Genomic DNA, 18,465 nt, shown 5'->3' with positions numbered 1-18,465 from the left:
TTATGTTGTTTTTATAAATTCTACAATTCTTTCACAAGCTTTCCCGTCTCCATACGGATTGTGGAGCTGACTCATTCGTTCCATCTTGGAAGGATTATCAATAAGGTCTTGTGTTTCTTTAATTATTTTGTCTTTGTCTGTTCCTACCAATATAACCGTTCCCGCAAGTACCGCTTCAGGTCTTTCTGTACTGTCTCTCATAACCAATACGGGTTTGCCCAAACTTGGCGCTTCTTCCTGAACGCCCCCACTATCTGTTATAATAATTTTTGATCGATTCATCAACCAAATAAATGCCGGATACGACAACGGATGTATCAATTTGATATTGGAAATTCCTCCCAATATTCTGTTGACCGGTTCTTGAACATTCGGATTGAGATGAACCGGATATACCAATAACATCTCTGGATTACGAAGTGCGATTTCTTTTAAAGCTTCACAAATATTAATAAAACCTGCACCGTGATTTTCTCTGCGATGTCCAGTAATCAAAATGACTTGTTGTTCTGGGTTTATCAACTCCTTTAGTCGTTCAATTTCTGGATGTGTTATTTGCTGTACTTTGGCAACGCTTTCAAGTAAGGCATCTATTACGGTATTTCCCGTAATCAATATGGTGTCTTCTGCTATACGTTCTCGAATCAAATTTTCTTTAGACGTCTGAGTAGGCGCAAAATGATAATCGGCAACCACACTCGTTATTCGTCTATTGGTTTCTTCTGGGAAGGGCAAATGCTTATTAAAAGTACGTAAACCCGCTTCTATATGTCCGACTTTTGCCCCGGAATAAAAGGCTGCAATACTAGCTGCCATTGTGGTTGTAGTATCCCCATGCACAAAAACTAAATCCGGTTTAAAAACATCCAAAACCGATTTCATTTCCAATAAAATCTTGGCAGTTATACTATTTAATGTCTGGCTTGGCTCCATGATGTCCAAATCAAAATCGGGGATAATCCCAAAAAATTCCAAAACCTGATCCAACATTTCTCTGTGCTGTGCCGTAACACAAACTTTGGTTTCAAACTCAGACACGGCTTGAAAAGCTTTTACCAGAGGTGCCATTTTAATGGCTTCTGGACGTGTTCCGAAAACAAATAGTACTTTCTTATTCATAATTATCGTAATCTTGTAAAGGCTCTAAAAACCGCTTACAACTTAGGTATTGAAGCTTGCCATAAAGGTGGCACTACTCCGAATTTGTTGTTTATTTTTTTTTTGTCTAACACACTATATTTAGGCCTTATAGCCAATGTTGGATAGGACAAACTGCTGATTGGATGTACGGTTGTTTTGATGTTTTGAACCTTAAAAATTTCCAAAACAAATTCATACCAACTACATGCCCCAGCACTACTATAGTTATAGATTCCATAACTTCCATCATCTTTACTAATCATTTCAATAATCGCACCAGCTAAATCAACAGCGTGTGTAGGCGTGCCTATTTGATCATTTACTATGTTTATTTCTTGCTGAGTCTTAGCCAATTTCTGCATCGTTTTCATAAAATTATGTCCAAAATCAGAATATACCCAAGAGGTACGAACAATATAATATTTTTTCAAACGCTTGCTGATTACGTTTTCACCTTCCCACTTCGTTTTTCCATAAACGGTTTGAGGATTGGGTAAGTCATCTTCTGAATAGGGCCGTTTCTGCAATCCATCAAAAACAAAATCCGTTGAAAGATGAATCAAAACCGTTTCCATTTCTAAACAGCTGCTTACCAAATTTTCAACCCCATTTACATTGACTTCAAAAGCCCTCTCTGGTTCCATTTCCGCAAGGTCAACAGCCGTATATGCAGCTGTATTAATACAGTATTTTGGACGGTATTTTTCAAATACCCTTTGGCATTTTTCTTTATCAGTAATATCCAGCATCGAAGAATCACAAAAAACAAAATCAATTTCTGTGTGTTTTACTGAAATTGATTGTATCGCTTGTCCTAGCTGTCCTCCCGCACCGGTTACCAAAACTACCATACCGCTTTTGCTTTACTAAATTCGGGGAGTTTTAAATCTTTGTCAGAGATAATACAATCACTTATTAAAAACTGCCAATCTATATTTAAAAAAGAGTCGTTAAAAATAATTCCACCTTCTGATGCTGCGTTATAATATTGATCGCATTTATATGAAAATAAGGCCGTATCGCTCAATACCAAAAAACCATGGGCAAATCCCTTGGGTATAAATACTTGCTTCTGGTTTTCTGCTGTCAATATTTCGGAATGATACTGTCCATAGGTTTTAGAATCTGGCCTTATATCTACAGCTATATCCAATACACTTCCCTGTAGTACACGAACCAATTTCGACTGACTGAACTCTCCGGTCTGATAATGCAGTCCTCTTAATACCCCCTTGGAGGATAGCGACTGATTATCTTGTACAAATCGAATGGGTTGCTGAGTGATTTCATCAAAAGTTTTCTGATTAAAACTCTCCATAAAATACCCCCTCGAATCCAAAAAAACTCTGGGTTCAAGAACAATACATCCCTCCAAATTTGTTGAATTCCAATTCATCTTAGTTCAATTTGCTTTCGCTTATTACTTTATATTTTTTAATAAAGTTTTTACCCCCAACTACCGTTAAGAACAACATTACCAACAACAAAGGAAACAACACTATTCTATTTTCAAGAAAACCACCAGCCTTACTACCCATCATCGAATCAACAACATAAACCACTTTAGATTGTTCTACTATATCGGATTCTATTTTAGAAATATTATCGAGTATACGCTCTTTTCTAGTGAAAAGATCATCGATGTCCATATAGTTTTTTATGGCCAATCCCTGTGGGTTAATAGTGCGATCCATATTACCCATACTATTAATTACATCGTTAATTTGCTTTAACGAATTAAGAATTTCTTGTTTCTTAATTTGATTATTTACCAAAGCCGTTTGCTGCTTTTGCAAATAGTATTTCTGAGCATTTAGTTGTTTAAATAGATTATTCGTTATCTCAACAGGATTTATCTTGCCCTTGGTGTAAACACTGATTAAGTGAAATTTATAGTTCTTTGCCGTAATCGGATTTAGCAACATTTTATTTATATCGCCTCCGCGTTCACTAATAATTCGGAAGGGTTCTAAGTTTTCATATTTATCCGTTAAAAATTGATAAATATCATTAATAGGTTCAATCTTGATATTTTTAATTTCTTCAAAGCCATTCATCTCATCCATGCTTATTTTCCCTTCAACAAAGGACCTTTTAGGTAGGGATTGATATAAGAAATCTACACTCCCAAAATTGGGAACAACGATAAAATCATGTCTCAACAATTTTGGACGCATATCATCCATAAAATATCCCAATCCGGTCCCTACTATAATTAAAGCTAGTATTACTAAATAATACTTTTTAATAAACATCAAAAACCGATAAAACTTTAAACCGATATTTGTCGAGAAACTTCCTAAAGTACTATAGACATATTTTAAATCAATTTCTTGATTGGCTTGGTCTGAATGCTTCTCCATATTAGATAATATTGAATATTTGTTCTAAAATTTTTATAGTAATTAAATAGGTGGGTTTTACACCAGTAGAACCCAATCCCCCCGATGCTAAAGTGCTTCCAGTCTCCAATGGATTATCCGAAGCATAATACGCATACCTAACTTTTACATTTGGCGGAATGCTCTTTCTAATTTTAGAAGCTGATTGTATCGCCTTTTGATAATGCGCTCCTTCCATCTCTAAACCAATAACTCCCCAAGTTGAGTCGTGGAAGAATTTTAACAAATCCTTATTTTGAAGTGAGGTTCCCAAAACCGTTACCATGGTTCCGCCTACTACAGCAATGTCGTTTCCTTCAAACATGGCAGTGGTCAATTCATTGTCTAAGGGATAGTTATCGCCCGTACCCTCGTTAATATGCGCAAAAGGAATCATAATATCCCCTTTTCCACCTACTAGTATCCCTGCTTTTCCCATAATAGAAACGGAAACTACATTCAAAAAAGTATGTTTGTGAAACGGTTTTAATAATTCGTCTATTGTTTCATAGGCTTGTTCTCCAAAGGCATAATCCATCACTATGATAACCGGTTTGTCTTCCCCTATTTTTTGCGCAGCAAAAGCCGTATTAGGAAAATCAATTAATGCCGTATCAAAAATTTGGACGTCTATATTGGTTCCTGATGTATCTGGTAAAAAGCTCATTCCCTCTTTAACAGCTCGGTCCTCAACCAATTTTCTCAAATCGCCGTTTTCCGATTTACTCAACTCCTCATATATTTCCAATTCCGATTGTCCCTTCAAATGCTTTTTCAAAACCATAGGCGCGAAAATAGAATTCATCACACTATGCATATTGGCACTGATAATGTGTATCGGTCTCTCTAATAAACCCTGTTTTTTAAGGTGGTTTTTGATATTATCAGACCACATCTCTCCATAGATATGGTGTCCCAATCGCTCACGTAAAATGGGACTAAAAGTGATGGTTCTCTTATTGTTATCCACTTCTTCTTCAATGGCTAATTTCCCCAACCAATAAATCACATCTAAAAAACGATCGGGATTTTCAGGAATGGCAAATCCATCATAGACAGTCAAAACCTCTGAAAAAGAGCGTCCTAAAACATTGGATAAATGCGAAATGGCTATTTCTTTGTCTATTAATGACAAGGGTTCCTCCGTTTTAACAGCATGTTCAATTTTAAGCCAATCGCGAGTTACCTTTCCGTCCTCTCCAATTAATACCCTATTTTTTATCTTATGAGATTCTACAAAAATAAAAGTCAAATGCGTTAAAACATCATAGATATCCGATCGACCTCTAGTGATTTCAATATTCATCTGTTCTTCGTCGATACGGTAACAATTTCGCCTTCTTTTAGGAGGAACTATAGCCTGAAAATGGGAAAAGGAATAACCTTCATCAGAAGTTAAATTAATATATCTACATTCCTCTATTCCTATCGGTAAACGTTCAATTACATATAACAAACCGTTTAACTCTACTTTTTCTTCTGCTATAGAACCATATATTTCTGGGCGTAATTCCAATAAAGCTTCTCTCAAGGTGTCGCCAGAAATTCCCATTGGTTTATAAAAACCTCTGTTAAACAAATGGCGCATCGTAATATACATACGTTCAACAGCCGCAGATGAAACCTGGGCTCTCGTTCTAGATATGTTTTTTATCTCTTTCATAATTGGCTATATTATTTTAACACTGAAACCGGATAGTGACTACTGTTTACAATAAATAAACAATTGAACCATTTTGGTTTAATACTTCTTATTTAACCCGCAAATATAGGTTATTTCTTTGTAATTAATTTGTCTACAATAACCCGATCGTTACTCAATCGGGGCAATTTATTTTGACCTCCCAACTTGCCTATGGATTTCATATAATTTTGAAACCCTTCTGGAACAACCTTTGTTATTTTCAAAGTTTGCAAGACCTTCCCTGTAATTAAGTCGTCATAATATACATTTTGCTCACGCATTGCATGATCAATTTTTAAGGCAAACATTTCCAAATCTTCCGGTTCTTCACCAAATTCGATAAACCATTCATGATAGGGTAATCCAGATTCTGGCGCAATCTGTGGTGCAACACTAAACTCATTAACTTGAATCTTGGTTCCTCGCATAGCTAACTGTAGCGCCAATTCCACTTCTTTTCCGATAACGTGTTCACCGAAAGCGGAAATAAAATGTTTTATACGTCCTGAAACAATGACTCTATATGGTTTTAAGCATGTAAATTGAACGGTATCGCCCATATTATATCCCCACAGTCCCGCATTGGTAGAAACAACCAATACATAATTAACTCCTATTTCAACTTCGCCTATAGTTAATCGAATGGGCACAGCGTCAAAGAAGCTTGTTGTCGGAATAAATTCATAAAAAATTCCACCATCTAATAACAATAATAACCCCTTTTCTTTCTGACTATCTTGATAGGCAAAAAAACCTTCCGAAGCTGGAAACAATTCTATAGAAGGAACACTTCTTCCTATTAACTGCTCAAATTTGGCGCGATAAGGCTCATAATTGACTCCGCCATAAATAAAAAGATTAAAATTCTTAAAAATATCACCTACGGGTTTGCCTTCTCTTTTTTGTAATTTTTCGAAATACATTTGAACCCAACTTGGTATTCCTGAAATCACAGTTAAATCTTGATCAACGGTCTCTTCTACTATCAAATCGACCTTGGCTTCCCAATCCTCTATACAATTGGTTTTCCAACTGGGCAATCGGTTTTTTTGTAAATATTGAGGTACATAATGAGCCACAATACCGGAGAGTCTTCCGAAATTAATTTGGTTTTTCTGTTCTAATACAGGGCTACCTTGTAAAAATATCATTTTACCGTCAACAAAATCAGCTTGCCCGGTTTCATAAATGTATTCCAAGATGGCGTTTCTCGCAGCTTTAATGTGATAAGGTAAGGAATCCTTGGTCAAAGGAATGTATTTGGCACCCGAAGTAGTACCCGATGTTTTGGCAAAATACAAGGGTTTTCCAGGCCATAAAACATCCTGTTCTCCACCAATGATACGATCAACATAAGCTTTTAAACCTTCGTAATCCCGAACGGGAACCCGAGATATAAAATCACTGTGATTTTGTATATCCTTAAAATGATGTTCTTGTCCAAAAGCCGTGTTTTGGGCTTTTAAAAGTAGTTCTTTAAACACCCGTTCTTGGGTGTCAACAGGGTTCAACGCCCATTTCTGAGTTTTGTGATGAACGATATTAGCAAAAATCTTTGCTGCTAAGGATTTTATGGACATATTTTTCTAATCAAAATCTATAAACATGGTAGGATCAATTGGATAACTGTCTTTCCACAATTCAAATTGTAAGTAATTGGGAGCACTACCGTCTATTCCCTCTCCCACAAGACCTAAGGCTTCACCCGTTTTTACTTGGTCTCCTTGAGCCTTGGTTAAGGATGTGGCTCTTTTATAAACGGAAATAATTCCTTCTGCATGGCGTAATATAAGAACGTACCCACTTTGAGGAGTCCATTCCGCTAAAACTACAATACCAGCTGCAATAGCTTTTATTGGTGTATTCTTCGGAACCGCCACAACTACCGAATAATGTCTTTGTTTAGGGTCATACCGCTCTACTAAAGTACCCTTGACTGGCGGAAATAAAACCATACTCACCTTAGGTTTTGCCTCTTGGAAAAGATTATACTTATCTTCCGCTAAAACCAATTCCCTCAATTTTTTATCGCTTTCACTTACTTGTAAATCTTTACTTTCCAAAAGCGGTATTTCATTTTTAACTACCGAATCCAAATTGACTTTGGACAATTCGATTTCTCCTTTTAAAACCTTTTTGACCGACTCTATATATGCTTCATTGTTAATTGCCAATTGTTCTAAAGAATCTGTTTTCAAGGTTAATTCAATAGCTTGCCGCTTTAACTCTGCAGAAGAATAACCCGGAATCAGCTCTTTTAAAGGGGTAAAAACAATCAACAAAACAGTAGAAATAATTAAAAATAAAAACAATGAAAGACCGGCTCCAATTACATTAATCAGATTTAATTTTATCGAAAAGATTTCTTCAAAGGTGTGTTCGTTAAACAACACAATTCTATTTTTATTTAGAAATCTCTTTTTCAAATGCTCGCGTTTCAGCCTTTTCTTAGACATAATTTGAAAATTTTTCTCGTACAAATATAGCAATTAAACCAAAGTCCGTAATTCAATTCCGCTTTTATTAACTTGCGTTTAAGCCTGAATGTTAATGTTTATATCTTATAGACAAATAATTCTTTTGTATTGTTCTGTTATCGCTTATTTTATTATATCTTTGCTCTATATATTGAAAATAAATTTATATTATGTATTCATTATCAGTGTTTCTAGGATTAGTTGGACCGTGGCAGATTGTATTAATTGTAGCCATTGTTCTATTGATGTTTGGCGGTAAAAAAATTCCAGAATTAATGAAGGGTTTAGGAACTGGAATTAAGGAATTTAAAGATGCTACTAAAGAAAACGAAGACAAATCAACTTCTAAGAAAAACACTTCTAAAGAAGACGATTCTAAAACAGAATAAGTTTTTGTAAATCTAACATATTCATGCACTAACTAAAATTAGTGCATTTTTTTATGCAAAAAAATACCTGTTTGATATCAAACAGGCATTTTCCCTCATAAAACATAATAAAAAACACTACTTTTTCTTTTAATAAATGGGGATTATTTCTTTTTAGTCTCTTCTTTTTTAGTTCCTTCCGCAGGGATTTCTTTCTTGGTTTGATCATCCTTGGAAACCTTTGGTTTTTCTAGCGGCTCGACATCCATTTGCTGAGGCGTAATCTTAACTGGTTCTTCCGTTTGCTTAGTCGTATCCCGAGTTTCTTTTTTATTCTTCTGCGGTTCTTGTGCAAAACTTACCATAGCAATAAGTAGAAATGCAGCTATCAATACTTTCTTCATATTTTTTTCTTTTGGTTTCTAAATACTGCCAAGAATAATCTTTTGACTACACTATAGAAATATTCAAAATCAACGCCAAACTATAAACTTGATGAAACTAATTTTAATACAAATTATAATACATTGATTGTAAGTGATTTGTAATTTTAAAAAAAGACATTCAAAAACCAATAAGATTTGTATAAAACGGGGAATTCCGTAAAAATCCCCAATAAAACTGTAGAATTCCCCAATAGAATTAACTTATCCTTCCAGTATCATCGATAATTGGATTCTCTTTTTAGCACTATCGATCTCTACGACTCGTACTTCCACATGTTGATGCAGTTTAACGACTTCATTAACATCTGAAACAAACCCTGCCTTGAGCTGTGAAATGTGAACCAAGCCACTTTCCTTTATACCCAAATCGACAAAACATCCGAAATTCGTGATATTATTGACAATTCCAGTAAGTATTTTTCCAACGCTTAAGTCGTTAATAGAAAAAACAGTAGGGTCGAACTCAAAAACCTTTGCTGACTTTCTTGGATCTAAACCCGGCTTTTCCAATTCTTTTAATATGTCTTGTAGACTGAATATACCGATCTCGTCACTGATATAATTATCTAGATTTATCTTTTGAATGCTTTCCTTATTAGAAATAAGATCGGATACAGAAATGTTTAAATCCTTAGCCATACGTTCCACCAATTTATAAGCCTCTGGGTGAACAGCCGAATTATCTAAAGGATTAGATGCTTGTTGAATACGAACAAATGCAACCGCCTGTTGATACGCCTTTTCTCCAAAACGAGGCACTTTTTTCAATTGTTTTCTATCGGTAAAAGTGCCGTTTTCAGCACGATAATTCACTATGTTTTCAGCGAGTTTTTCACCGATTCCAGAAACATAACTCAACAGTGATTTACTAGCTGTATTCAAGTTAATGCCAACAGAGTTAACGCAGCGCATCACTACGTTATCCAATTCCGTTTTTAATAAAGTCTGATCAACATCATGTTGATATTGCCCTACACCAATAGATTTGGGATCAATTTTTACTAATTCGGCTAAAGGATCAGACAGCCTTCTTCCTATAGAAACCGCCCCGCGAACCGTAACATCATAATTCGAAAACTCTTCACGGGCTATTTTTGATGCAGAATACACTGAGGCACCTGCTTCACTTACTACAAAAACTTGTATTGGCTTGTCAAAAGCTATTTTCTTAATAAAAAATTCCGTTTCCCTCGATGCTGTACCATTTCCAATGGAAATAGCGTCTATTCTATACGAATTAACCATCGACCGAATTTTTTTCATCGCCATTGCAGCATCTTTTTGTGGAGGATGTGGATAAATGGTTTCATTATATAAAAGGTTGCCATTCTCGTCTAAACAAACCACCTTACAACCCGATTTATATCCTGGATCTATTGCCAAAATGCGCTTTTCACCTAAAGGAGCTGCCAATAACAACTGCGATAAGTTATCGGCAAAAACACCGATAGAGTTCACGTCTGCTTTAAGCTTTGCTTCTTGTAGAACCTCATTGGACAAGGCAGGTTCTAATAATCTTTTATAACTGTCTGCAATCGCTTTTTCTAAATGCTCGGAACAGCTGCCTGAATTTTTTATCAAATTTCGCTGCATCATACTCAAAATCTCGTCTTTATCCACAACAACATTCAACTTAATAAATCCTTCATTTACTGCTCTAAAAATAGCCAATAAACGATGAGAAGGTATCTTGTATAAGGGCTCTGACCAGTCGAAATACTGTTCAAATTTTTGAGCTTTTTCTTCTTCTTTTTGACTTTTCACAACCTTGGTATCCAAGGTCGATTTGCTTTGAAAACACCTCCTTAGGCTTTTTCTAATATACATATTCTCGTTAATCCACTCGGCAATAATATCTCTTGCCCCTTGAAAAGCCTCTTCAGAAGTAGTTACTTTATCATTGAGATAACGACTAACCACTACGGATAAATTGGTGCTTTGTTGTGCCATAATCTGTTTGGCTAAAGGTTCCAAACCATTTTCTCTAGCGGTATCAGCTCTGGTCTTTCGCTTTTTCTTATAAGGCAAGTACAAATCTTCTAATTCTATCAAATCAAAACTAGAGGTGATTTTCGTTTTCAAATCTGCCGTTAATGCATCCTGAGATTCAATGCTCGCAAGAATCGATTCTTTACGTTTGACTATTTGAAGGTATAAATCGTGGTATTTGGCTATTTTCTCTATAAAAACCTCGTCTAAATTGCCCGTCTGATCCTTTCGGTATCGCGCAATAAACGGAATAGTACAATCCTCTGACAAGAGTAAAAGTGTGTTTTCAATGTTTTTCGAGGAAGTTGCAACGGCCTGTTGTATAAATTCAAGAGCAGTCATAAGTATTAGGCTTAATTTGAAAGGCTAAAATACTACCTTTACCGCAATATTAAAACCGTTATAACGGTCGATTTAGGAGTTCGCTTAAATTTATAATGTCCGCCTTGTTCGAGATGTGTTCATTTAAAAAAACAATCAAAATTCCAATTAAACAGCGTTAACCTACTTTTAGTGTTTAGCTTTGTGACAAATTCAACGATTCAATACTTATGAAATACCTGTTTTTCTATTTGCTTGTAGTAAACTATCTTGCCTTTGCACTATTTGCCTACGACAAAGAGAAAGCACAAAAGAAGGCTAGGAGGGTACCGGAAAAAAACCTATTGATGTTGTGCTTTATAGGTGGCAGTTTTGGAGGATGGATAGCGATGAATAAATTGAGACACAAAACGGCTAAATCGTCGTTTAAGATGCAATTCTACGCCATAGTTGTTGTTCAATTATTGATATTGGTATTTGTTTTTAGGAGATAAAAAAGGCCGCCACTGGCAGCCTAAAATTATGAACAACTGATCTTATCTACTCGTGTAGCATGCCTACCGCCTTCAAACTCGGTTTCTAAAAAGGTTTTTACCATTTCAACAGCCTGTTCTATAGAAGTAAATCTAGCGGGAATACTAATGATATTGGCATTGTTGTGTTGACGCGATAAACTAGCTATTTCCTTAGTCCAACACAAAGCACAACGAATTCCTTGATGTTTATTGGCCGTCATGGCAATTCCATTACCGCTACCGCAAATCAATATACCAAAATCGGCTGTACCCTGTTCAACATCATCAGCGACACGGTGTCCGAAATCGGGATAATCAACAGAACTAAAATCATCTGTTCCATAATTTGTCACCACATGTCCTTGCTCGGTCAAGAATTGAACAATAGCTTTTTTATAAGTTGGACCTGCATGATCATTGCCAATAGATATTTTCATAAATAATTATTTGTTTTGGTTCGTAGTTTAGGACAATGCTCACTAAAATTGGTCTTTATGCCATAAAGCGTCCATCATTCCATTGCTTTTGTTGGTAGTAACCATACAAAGGTATAACAAAGTATTAAAAATAAAAAAATACGCGTTATAAGTATTACTAACAGACATTGATTCCTTTAGTTTGAAAGCCAGTTAGTCCGATGACACCATTTCGTTCAAAATGCCGCATCAAATTATTTAATACAGCTCTAAAAACCAAACTTAAAACCGAACCAAAAATTTCTAATTGGCATGCAAAAAGCGCGTTCTTTATATTTTTACAAGAAAAGTAGTATCTTTGTCTAATAATTTACTTCATTAACATTTGTAATAGTTTCTAATTACATAGACTTATAATCTTAACCTTCTGATTAAAAAAGTCTTAATTAATCCTTCTCCAACTACGAAATAATTATAAACGTTATATTTTATTTAATTTTTTAAAATACAAAATCTCTTCTCTTAGTATTTTGTACATTTAAACCAATTAAGTACGATTTCGTTAAAAAAATAGCTTAGAATTTAATCTAAAAACAAGATTATAATGCGTAAAAGAATAAACTCAAAAAAAAATAAACTTCAAGATTTTTCAGCAAAAATCTTAAAACTGCTTTCAAAAAATCCATCCAAGACATATAATTATAAACAAATTGCGGCTTCGATGGAGATTACTGATACCCAAGGGCGAAATGATATTATAAAGGAATTAAAATTCTTACTGTCCAAGGATAAAATCAAGGAAATTGAAGCAGGTAAATTTCAAATTATACCTACTATGGATTACTTTGAAGGTACTATAGACATGACTAGTCGTAAAACTGCATATTTCGTTTGTGCCGAATTGGAAGAAGATGTCTTCATTCCGACTAACAATCTGAATAAGGCTTTAGACAAAGATGTGGTCAAAGTCTATATTTACAACAAGCGAAAAGGTAAAAAACCCGAGGGTGAAGTCGTTGAAATTATCAAAAGACACAAAACAGAGTTTGTAGGAGTCATCGAAATTCAGAAGAATTTTGCTTTTGTGACTAGTGCAAACGCCAAAATGTATACCGATATTTTTATTTCCAAAGACAAAATTGGAAAGGCAAAAGACGGTGATGTAGTATTGGTCAACATCGAAGACTGGCCTGAAAAAGCAGACAGTCCCTTTGGACGTATTCTCAAAGTCTTAGGACGTCAAGGAGAACACAATACCGAAATGCATGCCATACTAGCCGAATACGGTTTGCCTAATGATTTTCCAGTAGAGGTAGAAGCCTATGCTCAAAAAATAGACACATCCATTCAAGCAGAAGAAATAGCAAAACGCCGCGATATGCGAGAAGTTTTGACCTTTACTATAGATCCAAAAGACGCTAAAGATTTTGATGATGCGCTTTCTTTTCAACAACTGCCCAACGGCAATTATGAAATAGGAGTCCACATAGCCGATGTTTCACACTATGTACAAGAAGGTACCATATTGGACGAAGAGGCCTACCAAAGAGCTACTTCGGTATATTTGGTAGATCGAGTAGTGCCGATGTTACCAGAAGTCTTATCAAATTTTGCTTGTTCACTACGACCTAATGAGGAAAAATATACGTTTTCAGCCGTTTTCCAACTCAATGAAAAAGCAGAAATCGTCGATCAATGGTTTGGTAGAACGGTTACCTATTCCGACAAGCGAATGGCTTACGAAGAAGCACAACAGATCATAGAAACCGGTGCTGGATTTATTCCAGACTCCATTTCTATAAGCGGCGTAGAACAAGAAATTGAACAACCTATCGTAGATGCTGTCGTAAAAATGAATGCCTTAGCCAAAATAATGCGTCAAAAAAGGATGAGCGATGGTGCCATTTCCTTTGATAAGGTGGAAGTTAAATTTCATCTTGATGAAAATGATGAGCCGGTAGGGGTTTATTTTAAAGTGTCTAAAGACGCCAATCACTTGATTGAAGAATTTATGTTGTTGGCCAATAAAAAGGTTTCTGAGTATGTCGGTAAACAGAAAAAAACTTTTATTTATAGAATACACGACGAACCTGATCAAGATAAATTATTTAATTTACAAGGAATCATTTCTAAGTTTGGATATTCCATTAACTTCAAATCCAAATCCTCTATTTCCACTTCATTAAACACTTTGCTTTCTCAAGTACAAGGAAAGAAGGAGCAAAATTTAGTTGATACCCTGACTATTAGAAGTATGAGTAAAGCGAGTTATTCCACGGAAAACATCGGGCATTACGGATTGGCATTTGATTATTATTCTCATTTTACTTCACCAATTCGTCGATATCCAGATATCATGGCACATCGTTTGTTACAACGTTATTTGGATCAGGGTGCGTCGGTCAACGAGGAAGAAATGGAAGTAAAATGCTTGCATTGTTCCCAAATGGAAAGCTTGGCTGCCAATGCAGAAAGAGATAGCGTGAAATACATGCAAGTCAAATTTATGCAAGACCAGAAAGGCAAAGAATTTGTTGGTGTTATCTCTGGTGTTACCGAATGGGGAATCTATGTTGAACTCGTTGATAATAAATGCGAAGGCATGGTTCGTATTCGCGAAATTAAAGATGATTATTACATCTTTGACGACAAACAATACGCTTTAGTTGGACAAGCAACTCAAAATGTGATTCAGTTGGGCGATGAAGTAATTATCACAGTAAAAAATGCCGATTTGATTAAAAAGCAATTGGATTTTAACTATATCAGAAAAAACACCTAAACCAAAGATGAAAATGCTTATCAACTGCTGTTGATTTTAATAACAGTTGATGAGCCAATACATACAAAATAACAAAACGAAATGAAAAAAATGATCTTAATAGCGTTTCTTTTGGTTGCTCAAATAGGAACAGCTCAGACAACTAAGCAAGTAGGGGAGTTTACTTCGGTAAAAGTTTTTGATAAAATCAATGCCACTTTAGTTCCTTCCAATGACTATAAAGTAGAGCTCAGCGGAGCCAATTCCGATCTAGTAGAGATAGTCAATAAAAACGGGAGTCTCCGAATTAAAATGCCTTTGAGTAAAACCTTACAAGGTGATGATGTAAAAGCCATCATCTACTATAAAAATTTAGATGCTATTGAAGCAAATGAAGGGGCTATAATAAAATCGGATGCGACACTAGAAGACGTTTCCTTACATATTAATGTTAAGACAGGGGGAAAAATTACTTTAAAGGTCCATGTCGAGCGTTTGAATGTTAAAGCCAATTCAGGTGGTGTATCTACCGTTAAAGGCAAAACGAAAATGCAAGATATCATCGCTAATTCTGGAGCAATAGTAAATCACAAAGAGTTGGAATCCGAACAGACTGATGTTACGGTAAACGCTGGAGGAACCGCAGACATACGTGCGACTAAGTTAGTAGAGGCTAAAACCAGGGCAGGAGGAGTAATTAGCATTTATGGCAATCCAAAAACCATCAATGAAAAAATAATTGCAGGAGGAACCATTAAGAAAGTTAATTAATAAAGCTATTATATTGGCTGATTATTTTTTAACTTGCAAACCATTTCAATAAATGCCAATTTAACATTGGCATTTTTACTTTACTACAATGATTGACAACTTATTAACGGGTATATCCTTAGGTTTTTTCCTGAGTTTTATGATCGGACCTGTTTTTTTTATTTTAATTGAAACAAGTATAACCAAGGGTTTTCGAGCTGCGATGTCCTTTGATTTTGGAGTAATTTTAGCCGATATTGTATTTATCGCGATTGCTTATTTCAGCAGTTTTAGACTGATCAACAGCATTAAAGACGAACCGGCATTATACTTATTTGGAGGTGTAATCATGATTACCTATGGTGTCATTTCCTTTCTTAAACTCAAAAAAACATCTATAGAAGTTATTAAATTAGATTCTATTAGAATCAAAAAAGACTATTTTAATCTCTTTGTAAAAGGTTTTTTGTTAAACTTTATCAATGTAGGGGTTTTGGGATTTTGGTTGGCCATCATTATCACTTTAGGACCCGAAATGGAGATGGAGCCCAATCGAATGCTCTTCTTTTTTAGTTGTGTGATTCTCGCTTATTTTATTACCGATGTATTTAAAATTCTATTGGCTAAACAATTGCGGAAAAAACTAATACCCGAAAATATTTTAAAAATCAAAAAAGTAAGTAGTATTTTACTGATAATATTTGGATTGGTAATCATGTCGAGAGGCGTTTTCCCAAAGGAAGAAAAATTACTTGAAAATAATTTTATATTCAATCACAATAAGAAATAAAAAAAGGAGATCTTATAGATCTCCTTTTTTGTTGAGGCATCGAGCGGATTCGAACCGCTGTTGACGGTTTTGCAGACCGCTGCCTAGCCACTCGGCCACGATGCCCTCTGTGTTAGGGTTGCAAACTTACTAATAATTTTTTAAAATCAAAGCGAATCAAATCTTCTTTTTAAAAATAAATAAGGGATTATGCTCTAAATTCCTCCATTTCAACCGTTACCATTTCCACATCACCACCAATCGGCGGGTTTATTTTTGATACGCCAACTCTAACGTGAACGATTAACGGTATTTCATGCAATACTCGGTTGAGAATTCGTTGACATACGTGCTCCAAAAGTTTAGATCGTATAGCCATTTCCTCTACCACAATTTTATTTAGATGCACATAATCTACTGCCATAGCCAGTTCGTCCGTTTCCGCAGCTTTTAAGAAATCGGCCTTTGCCGTTAAATCAATCCGGTAATCCGAACCAATTTTTCCTTCTTCTTCCAAACATCCGTGAAAAGAAAATGTTCTAATGTTTATTAATTTTATAAGTCCCATAGCATTTGTTTATTTAGTAAAAGAAGTTAAAAATACGATATTTTTAGTATCCATCAGTCTTTCAAAAGCAAATAAAAACCTAAAGCAGTAAAGGGAATCTCTAACTTTTTGATACCTTTGCTTATATAATAATATATCTATGTCAACAAAAGAAAAATCATTGAATTTTATTGAACAAATCATTGAAGAAGATTTAAAAAATGGTTTGCCAAATGATAAATTACATTTTCGTTTTCCACCAGAGCCCAATGGATATCTTCACATTGGACATGCGAGTTCGATTTGTTTAAATTTTGGTTTAGGTATAGATTACAACGCACCAGTAAACTTGCGTTTTGACGATACCAATCCTGCAAAAGAAGAACAAGAATTTGTAGATGCCATCAAAAATGATGTGGAATGGTTGGGTTATAAATGGAGCGAAGAAGTATATGCCTCAGATTATTTTCAGCAATTATATGATTGGGCAGTCAACTTAATCAAAGATGGTAAAGCCTATGTAGACAATCAGTCTTCAGAAGAAATGGCCAAACAAAAAGGGACTCCAACCCAACCCGGTGTTGAAGGACCAAATAGAAATAGAAGTGTCGAAGAGAATCTCGATTTGTTTGAGCGTATGAAAAATGGCGAATTCGAAGAGGGTTCCCATATCTTAAGAGCAAAAATTGACATGACCTCTTCCAATATGTTGATGCGTGATCCTATTATTTATAGAATCATCAAGAAATCACATCATAGAACAGGGACGGATTGGTGTATCTTTCCGATGTATGACTGGGCACATGGAGAAAGCGATTATATCGAACAAATCTCTCACTCTTTCTGTACCCTTGAATTTTTACCACATAGAGAATTATACGATTGGTTTTTAGACCAAATTGTAGATCCAAATAAAGTGAGACCCAAACAAAGAGAATTTGCGCGTCGAAATTTGTCGCATACTGTAGTAAGTAAAAGAAAATTATTACAATTGGTCCAAGAGGGTCACGTGACGGGTTGGAACGATCCAAGAATGTCAACCATATCCGGTATGAGAAGAAGGGGATATACTCCAAATGCAATCCGTAATTTTGCCCATACCATTGGTATTGCAAAACGAGATAATCTTATTGATGTCTCTTTATTGGAGTTCTGCGTAAGGGAAGACCTCAATAAAATCACTCCAAGAGTTATGGCTGTTTTAGATCCGGTTAAACTGATTATTACCAATTATCCGGAAAATGAAGTGGAGTGGTTAGAAGCTGAAAACAATCCAGAAGAAGAAATCATGACTTTTAGAAAAGTTCCATTCTCCAGAGAACTGTATATCGAAAGAGACGATTTTATGGAAAATGCCAACAGCAAATACTTCCGATTGACTTTAGGAAAAGAAGTACGTCTAAAAAATGGCTACATCATACAAGGCGAAAGCGTTGTAAAAGATGACAATGGAAATATTCTTGAAATTCATGCCACTTACGATCCGGAAACACGTAGTGGAAGTGGAAGTGAAGCTAGTAAACGCAAAGTAAAAGGAACGATTCACTGGGTTTCTGTTGCGCATGCCATTGAAGCGGAAGTCAGAATTTATGATCGTTTATTTACCCATGAAAACCCAGATGGTAATAAGGAAGTTGATTTTAAAGACTATATCAATCCAGATTCACTAAACGTAATCAAAGGTTATTTGGAACCGAGTTTGGCAAGCGCTCAAGCTGGTGATAAATTCCAATTTCAACGTTTGGGATATTTCTGTGTCGATCAGGATTCAACCGAAAATCACTTAGTAATCAATAAAACCGTCGGACTTAGAGATACTTGGGCAAAACTGGATAGTAAATAAGTTCAATCACGGTTAAGTTTACTATCATTAAATTTGTTCTATAACCAATATGTTTTGT

Annotated in this window: 17 protein-coding genes and 1 tRNA gene; 6 read left to right on the top strand and 12 right to left on the bottom strand. The window is 35.3% G+C overall.

Going from position 1 to position 18,465, the window contains the following annotated elements:
- From wecB to KO524_RS06770, 7 genes are all read right to left on the bottom strand, one after another.
- On the bottom strand, nucleotides 1-1,119 hold the full coding sequence (gene wecB / locus KO524_RS06800) for a non-hydrolyzing UDP-N-acetylglucosamine 2-epimerase (protein ID WP_219292187.1): 1,119 nt from the start codon (nucleotides 1,117-1,119) through the stop codon (nucleotides 1-3).
- A 35-nt stretch (nucleotides 1,120-1,154) separates the two neighbouring features.
- The gene (rfbD, locus tag KO524_RS06795) at nucleotides 1,155-1,991 is read right to left on the bottom strand and encodes a dTDP-4-dehydrorhamnose reductase (RefSeq protein ID WP_219292184.1); all 837 of its coding nucleotides are present in this window, start codon (nucleotides 1,989-1,991) and stop codon (nucleotides 1,155-1,157) included.
- Nucleotides 1,985-2,536, bottom strand: a complete 552-nt coding sequence (gene rfbC, locus KO524_RS06790) for a dTDP-4-dehydrorhamnose 3,5-epimerase (RefSeq protein ID WP_219292180.1) — start codon at nucleotides 2,534-2,536, stop codon at nucleotides 1,985-1,987. Before rfbC ends, rfbD begins: the two co-directional genes overlap by 7 nt.
- A 1-nt stretch (nucleotide 2,537) precedes the next feature.
- The gene (locus tag KO524_RS06785; protein ID WP_219292177.1) at nucleotides 2,538-3,503 is read right to left on the bottom strand and encodes a hypothetical protein; all 966 of its coding nucleotides are present in this window, start codon (nucleotides 3,501-3,503) and stop codon (nucleotides 2,538-2,540) included.
- 1 nt (nucleotide 3,504) lies between these two features.
- The gene (locus tag KO524_RS06780; protein WP_219292174.1) at nucleotides 3,505-5,184 is read right to left on the bottom strand and encodes a hypothetical protein; all 1,680 of its coding nucleotides are present in this window, start codon (nucleotides 5,182-5,184) and stop codon (nucleotides 3,505-3,507) included.
- Nucleotides 5,185-5,294: 110 nt separating this feature from the next.
- Entirely contained in the window at nucleotides 5,295-6,785 is a 1,491-nt protein-coding gene (locus tag KO524_RS06775) for a GH3 auxin-responsive promoter family protein (RefSeq protein ID WP_219292170.1), read from the bottom strand.
- Between the two features lie 6 nt (nucleotides 6,786-6,791).
- Entirely contained in the window at nucleotides 6,792-7,661 is an 870-nt protein-coding gene (locus KO524_RS06770) for a murein hydrolase activator EnvC (RefSeq protein WP_219292167.1), read from the bottom strand.
- Between the two features lie 191 nt (nucleotides 7,662-7,852).
- On the opposite strand from KO524_RS06770, the gene KO524_RS06765 reads away from it, so the two are divergent.
- Nucleotides 7,853-8,071, top strand: coding sequence for a twin-arginine translocase TatA/TatE family subunit (locus tag KO524_RS06765; protein WP_219292164.1), 219 nt, complete (start codon nucleotides 7,853-7,855; stop codon nucleotides 8,069-8,071).
- A 143-nt stretch (nucleotides 8,072-8,214) separates the two neighbouring features.
- On the opposite strand, the gene KO524_RS06760 is transcribed toward KO524_RS06765, so the two are convergent.
- Nucleotides 8,215-8,454: a hypothetical protein gene (locus KO524_RS06760; protein ID WP_219292161.1), complete on the bottom strand. Its 240-nt coding sequence runs from the start codon at nucleotides 8,452-8,454 to the stop codon at nucleotides 8,215-8,217.
- A 243-nt stretch (nucleotides 8,455-8,697) separates the two neighbouring features.
- Entirely contained in the window at nucleotides 8,698-10,827 is a 2,130-nt protein-coding gene (locus KO524_RS06755; RefSeq protein WP_219292158.1) for a Tex family protein, read from the bottom strand.
- A gap of 209 nt (nucleotides 10,828-11,036) precedes the next feature.
- Between KO524_RS06755 and KO524_RS06750 the strand changes: the two genes are divergently transcribed.
- Nucleotides 11,037-11,300 carry a DUF1294 domain-containing protein gene (locus KO524_RS06750; protein ID WP_219292155.1) on the top strand — a complete coding sequence of 88 codons (264 nt, stop codon included), beginning with the start codon at nucleotides 11,037-11,039 and terminating at the stop codon, nucleotides 11,298-11,300.
- Between the two features lie 26 nt (nucleotides 11,301-11,326).
- Here the strand turns inward: KO524_RS06750 and rpiB are convergent, their stop codons facing one another.
- The gene (gene rpiB, locus KO524_RS06745; RefSeq protein ID WP_219292152.1) at nucleotides 11,327-11,758 is read right to left on the bottom strand and encodes a ribose 5-phosphate isomerase B; all 432 of its coding nucleotides are present in this window, start codon (nucleotides 11,756-11,758) and stop codon (nucleotides 11,327-11,329) included.
- 583 nt (nucleotides 11,759-12,341) lie between these two features.
- Here rpiB and rnr point away from each other — a divergent pair.
- The 3 genes from rnr to KO524_RS06730 all read left to right on the top strand — a co-directional run bounded on the left by rnr (nucleotide 12,342) and on the right by KO524_RS06730 (nucleotide 16,038).
- Entirely contained in the window at nucleotides 12,342-14,519 is a 2,178-nt protein-coding gene (rnr, locus tag KO524_RS06740) for a ribonuclease R (protein ID WP_219292149.1), read from the top strand.
- Nucleotides 14,520-14,600: 81 nt separating this feature from the next.
- Nucleotides 14,601-15,269, top strand: coding sequence for a head GIN domain-containing protein (locus tag KO524_RS06735; RefSeq protein WP_219292147.1), 669 nt, complete (start codon nucleotides 14,601-14,603; stop codon nucleotides 15,267-15,269).
- Nucleotides 15,270-15,357: 88 nt separating this feature from the next.
- Nucleotides 15,358-16,038 carry a LysE family translocator gene (locus KO524_RS06730; RefSeq protein WP_219292143.1) on the top strand — a complete coding sequence of 227 codons (681 nt, stop codon included), beginning with the start codon at nucleotides 15,358-15,360 and terminating at the stop codon, nucleotides 16,036-16,038.
- Nucleotides 16,039-16,072: 34 nt separating this feature from the next.
- Here KO524_RS06730 and KO524_RS06725 read toward each other — a convergent pair.
- A tRNA-Cys gene (locus tag KO524_RS06725) sits at nucleotides 16,073-16,143 on the bottom strand.
- Between the two features lie 82 nt (nucleotides 16,144-16,225).
- Nucleotides 16,226-16,585: a dihydroneopterin aldolase gene (folB, locus tag KO524_RS06720; protein WP_219292140.1), complete on the bottom strand. Its 360-nt coding sequence runs from the start codon at nucleotides 16,583-16,585 to the stop codon at nucleotides 16,226-16,228.
- Nucleotides 16,586-16,724: 139 nt separating this feature from the next.
- On the opposite strand from folB, the gene KO524_RS06715 reads away from it, so the two are divergent.
- Nucleotides 16,725-18,407 carry a glutamine--tRNA ligase/YqeY domain fusion protein gene (locus KO524_RS06715; protein WP_219292137.1) on the top strand — a complete coding sequence of 561 codons (1,683 nt, stop codon included), beginning with the start codon at nucleotides 16,725-16,727 and terminating at the stop codon, nucleotides 18,405-18,407.
- Nucleotides 18,408-18,465: the final 58 nt, after the last annotated feature.

The sequence above is a fragment of the Flavobacterium sp. NKUCC04_CG genome (genome assembly GCF_019345525.1).
Classification (GTDB): Bacteria; Bacteroidota; Bacteroidia; order Flavobacteriales; family Flavobacteriaceae; genus Flavobacterium.
This window is presented reverse-complemented; position numbering and strand designations above follow the sequence as displayed.

What these genes read in the sequence shown, in the direction of transcription:
- wecB (WP_219292187.1), bottom strand. Translation starts at nt 1,119, where the DNA reads ATGAATAAGAAAGTACTATTTGTTTTCGGAACACGTCCAGAAGCCATT.
- rfbD (WP_219292184.1), bottom strand. Translation starts at nt 1,991, where the DNA reads ATGGTAGTTTTGGTAACCGGTGCGGGAGGACAGCTAGGACAAGCGATA.
- rfbC (WP_219292180.1), bottom strand. Translation starts at nt 2,536, where the DNA reads ATGAATTGGAATTCAACAAATTTGGAGGGATGTATTGTTCTTGAACCC.
- KO524_RS06785 (WP_219292177.1), bottom strand. Translation starts at nt 3,503, where the DNA reads ATGGAGAAGCATTCAGACCAAGCCAATCAAGAAATTGATTTAAAATAT.
- KO524_RS06780 (WP_219292174.1), bottom strand. Translation starts at nt 5,184, where the DNA reads ATGAAAGAGATAAAAAACATATCTAGAACGAGAGCCCAGGTTTCATCT.
- KO524_RS06775 (WP_219292170.1), bottom strand. Translation starts at nt 6,785, where the DNA reads ATGTCCATAAAATCCTTAGCAGCAAAGATTTTTGCTAATATCGTTCAT.
- KO524_RS06770 (WP_219292167.1), bottom strand. Translation starts at nt 7,661, where the DNA reads ATGTCTAAGAAAAGGCTGAAACGCGAGCATTTGAAAAAGAGATTTCTA.
- KO524_RS06765 (WP_219292164.1), top strand. Translation starts at nt 7,853, where the DNA reads ATGTATTCATTATCAGTGTTTCTAGGATTAGTTGGACCGTGGCAGATT.
- KO524_RS06760 (WP_219292161.1), bottom strand. Translation starts at nt 8,454, where the DNA reads ATGAAGAAAGTATTGATAGCTGCATTTCTACTTATTGCTATGGTAAGT.
- KO524_RS06755 (WP_219292158.1), bottom strand. Translation starts at nt 10,827, where the DNA reads ATGACTGCTCTTGAATTTATACAACAGGCCGTTGCAACTTCCTCGAAA.
- KO524_RS06750 (WP_219292155.1), top strand. Translation starts at nt 11,037, where the DNA reads ATGAAATACCTGTTTTTCTATTTGCTTGTAGTAAACTATCTTGCCTTT.
- rpiB (WP_219292152.1), bottom strand. Translation starts at nt 11,758, where the DNA reads ATGAAAATATCTATTGGCAATGATCATGCAGGTCCAACTTATAAAAAA.
- rnr (WP_219292149.1), top strand. Translation starts at nt 12,342, where the DNA reads ATGCGTAAAAGAATAAACTCAAAAAAAAATAAACTTCAAGATTTTTCA.
- KO524_RS06735 (WP_219292147.1), top strand. Translation starts at nt 14,601, where the DNA reads ATGAAAAAAATGATCTTAATAGCGTTTCTTTTGGTTGCTCAAATAGGA.
- KO524_RS06730 (WP_219292143.1), top strand. Translation starts at nt 15,358, where the DNA reads ATGATTGACAACTTATTAACGGGTATATCCTTAGGTTTTTTCCTGAGT.
- folB (WP_219292140.1), bottom strand. Translation starts at nt 16,585, where the DNA reads ATGGGACTTATAAAATTAATAAACATTAGAACATTTTCTTTTCACGGA.
- KO524_RS06715 (WP_219292137.1), top strand. Translation starts at nt 16,725, where the DNA reads ATGTCAACAAAAGAAAAATCATTGAATTTTATTGAACAAATCATTGAA.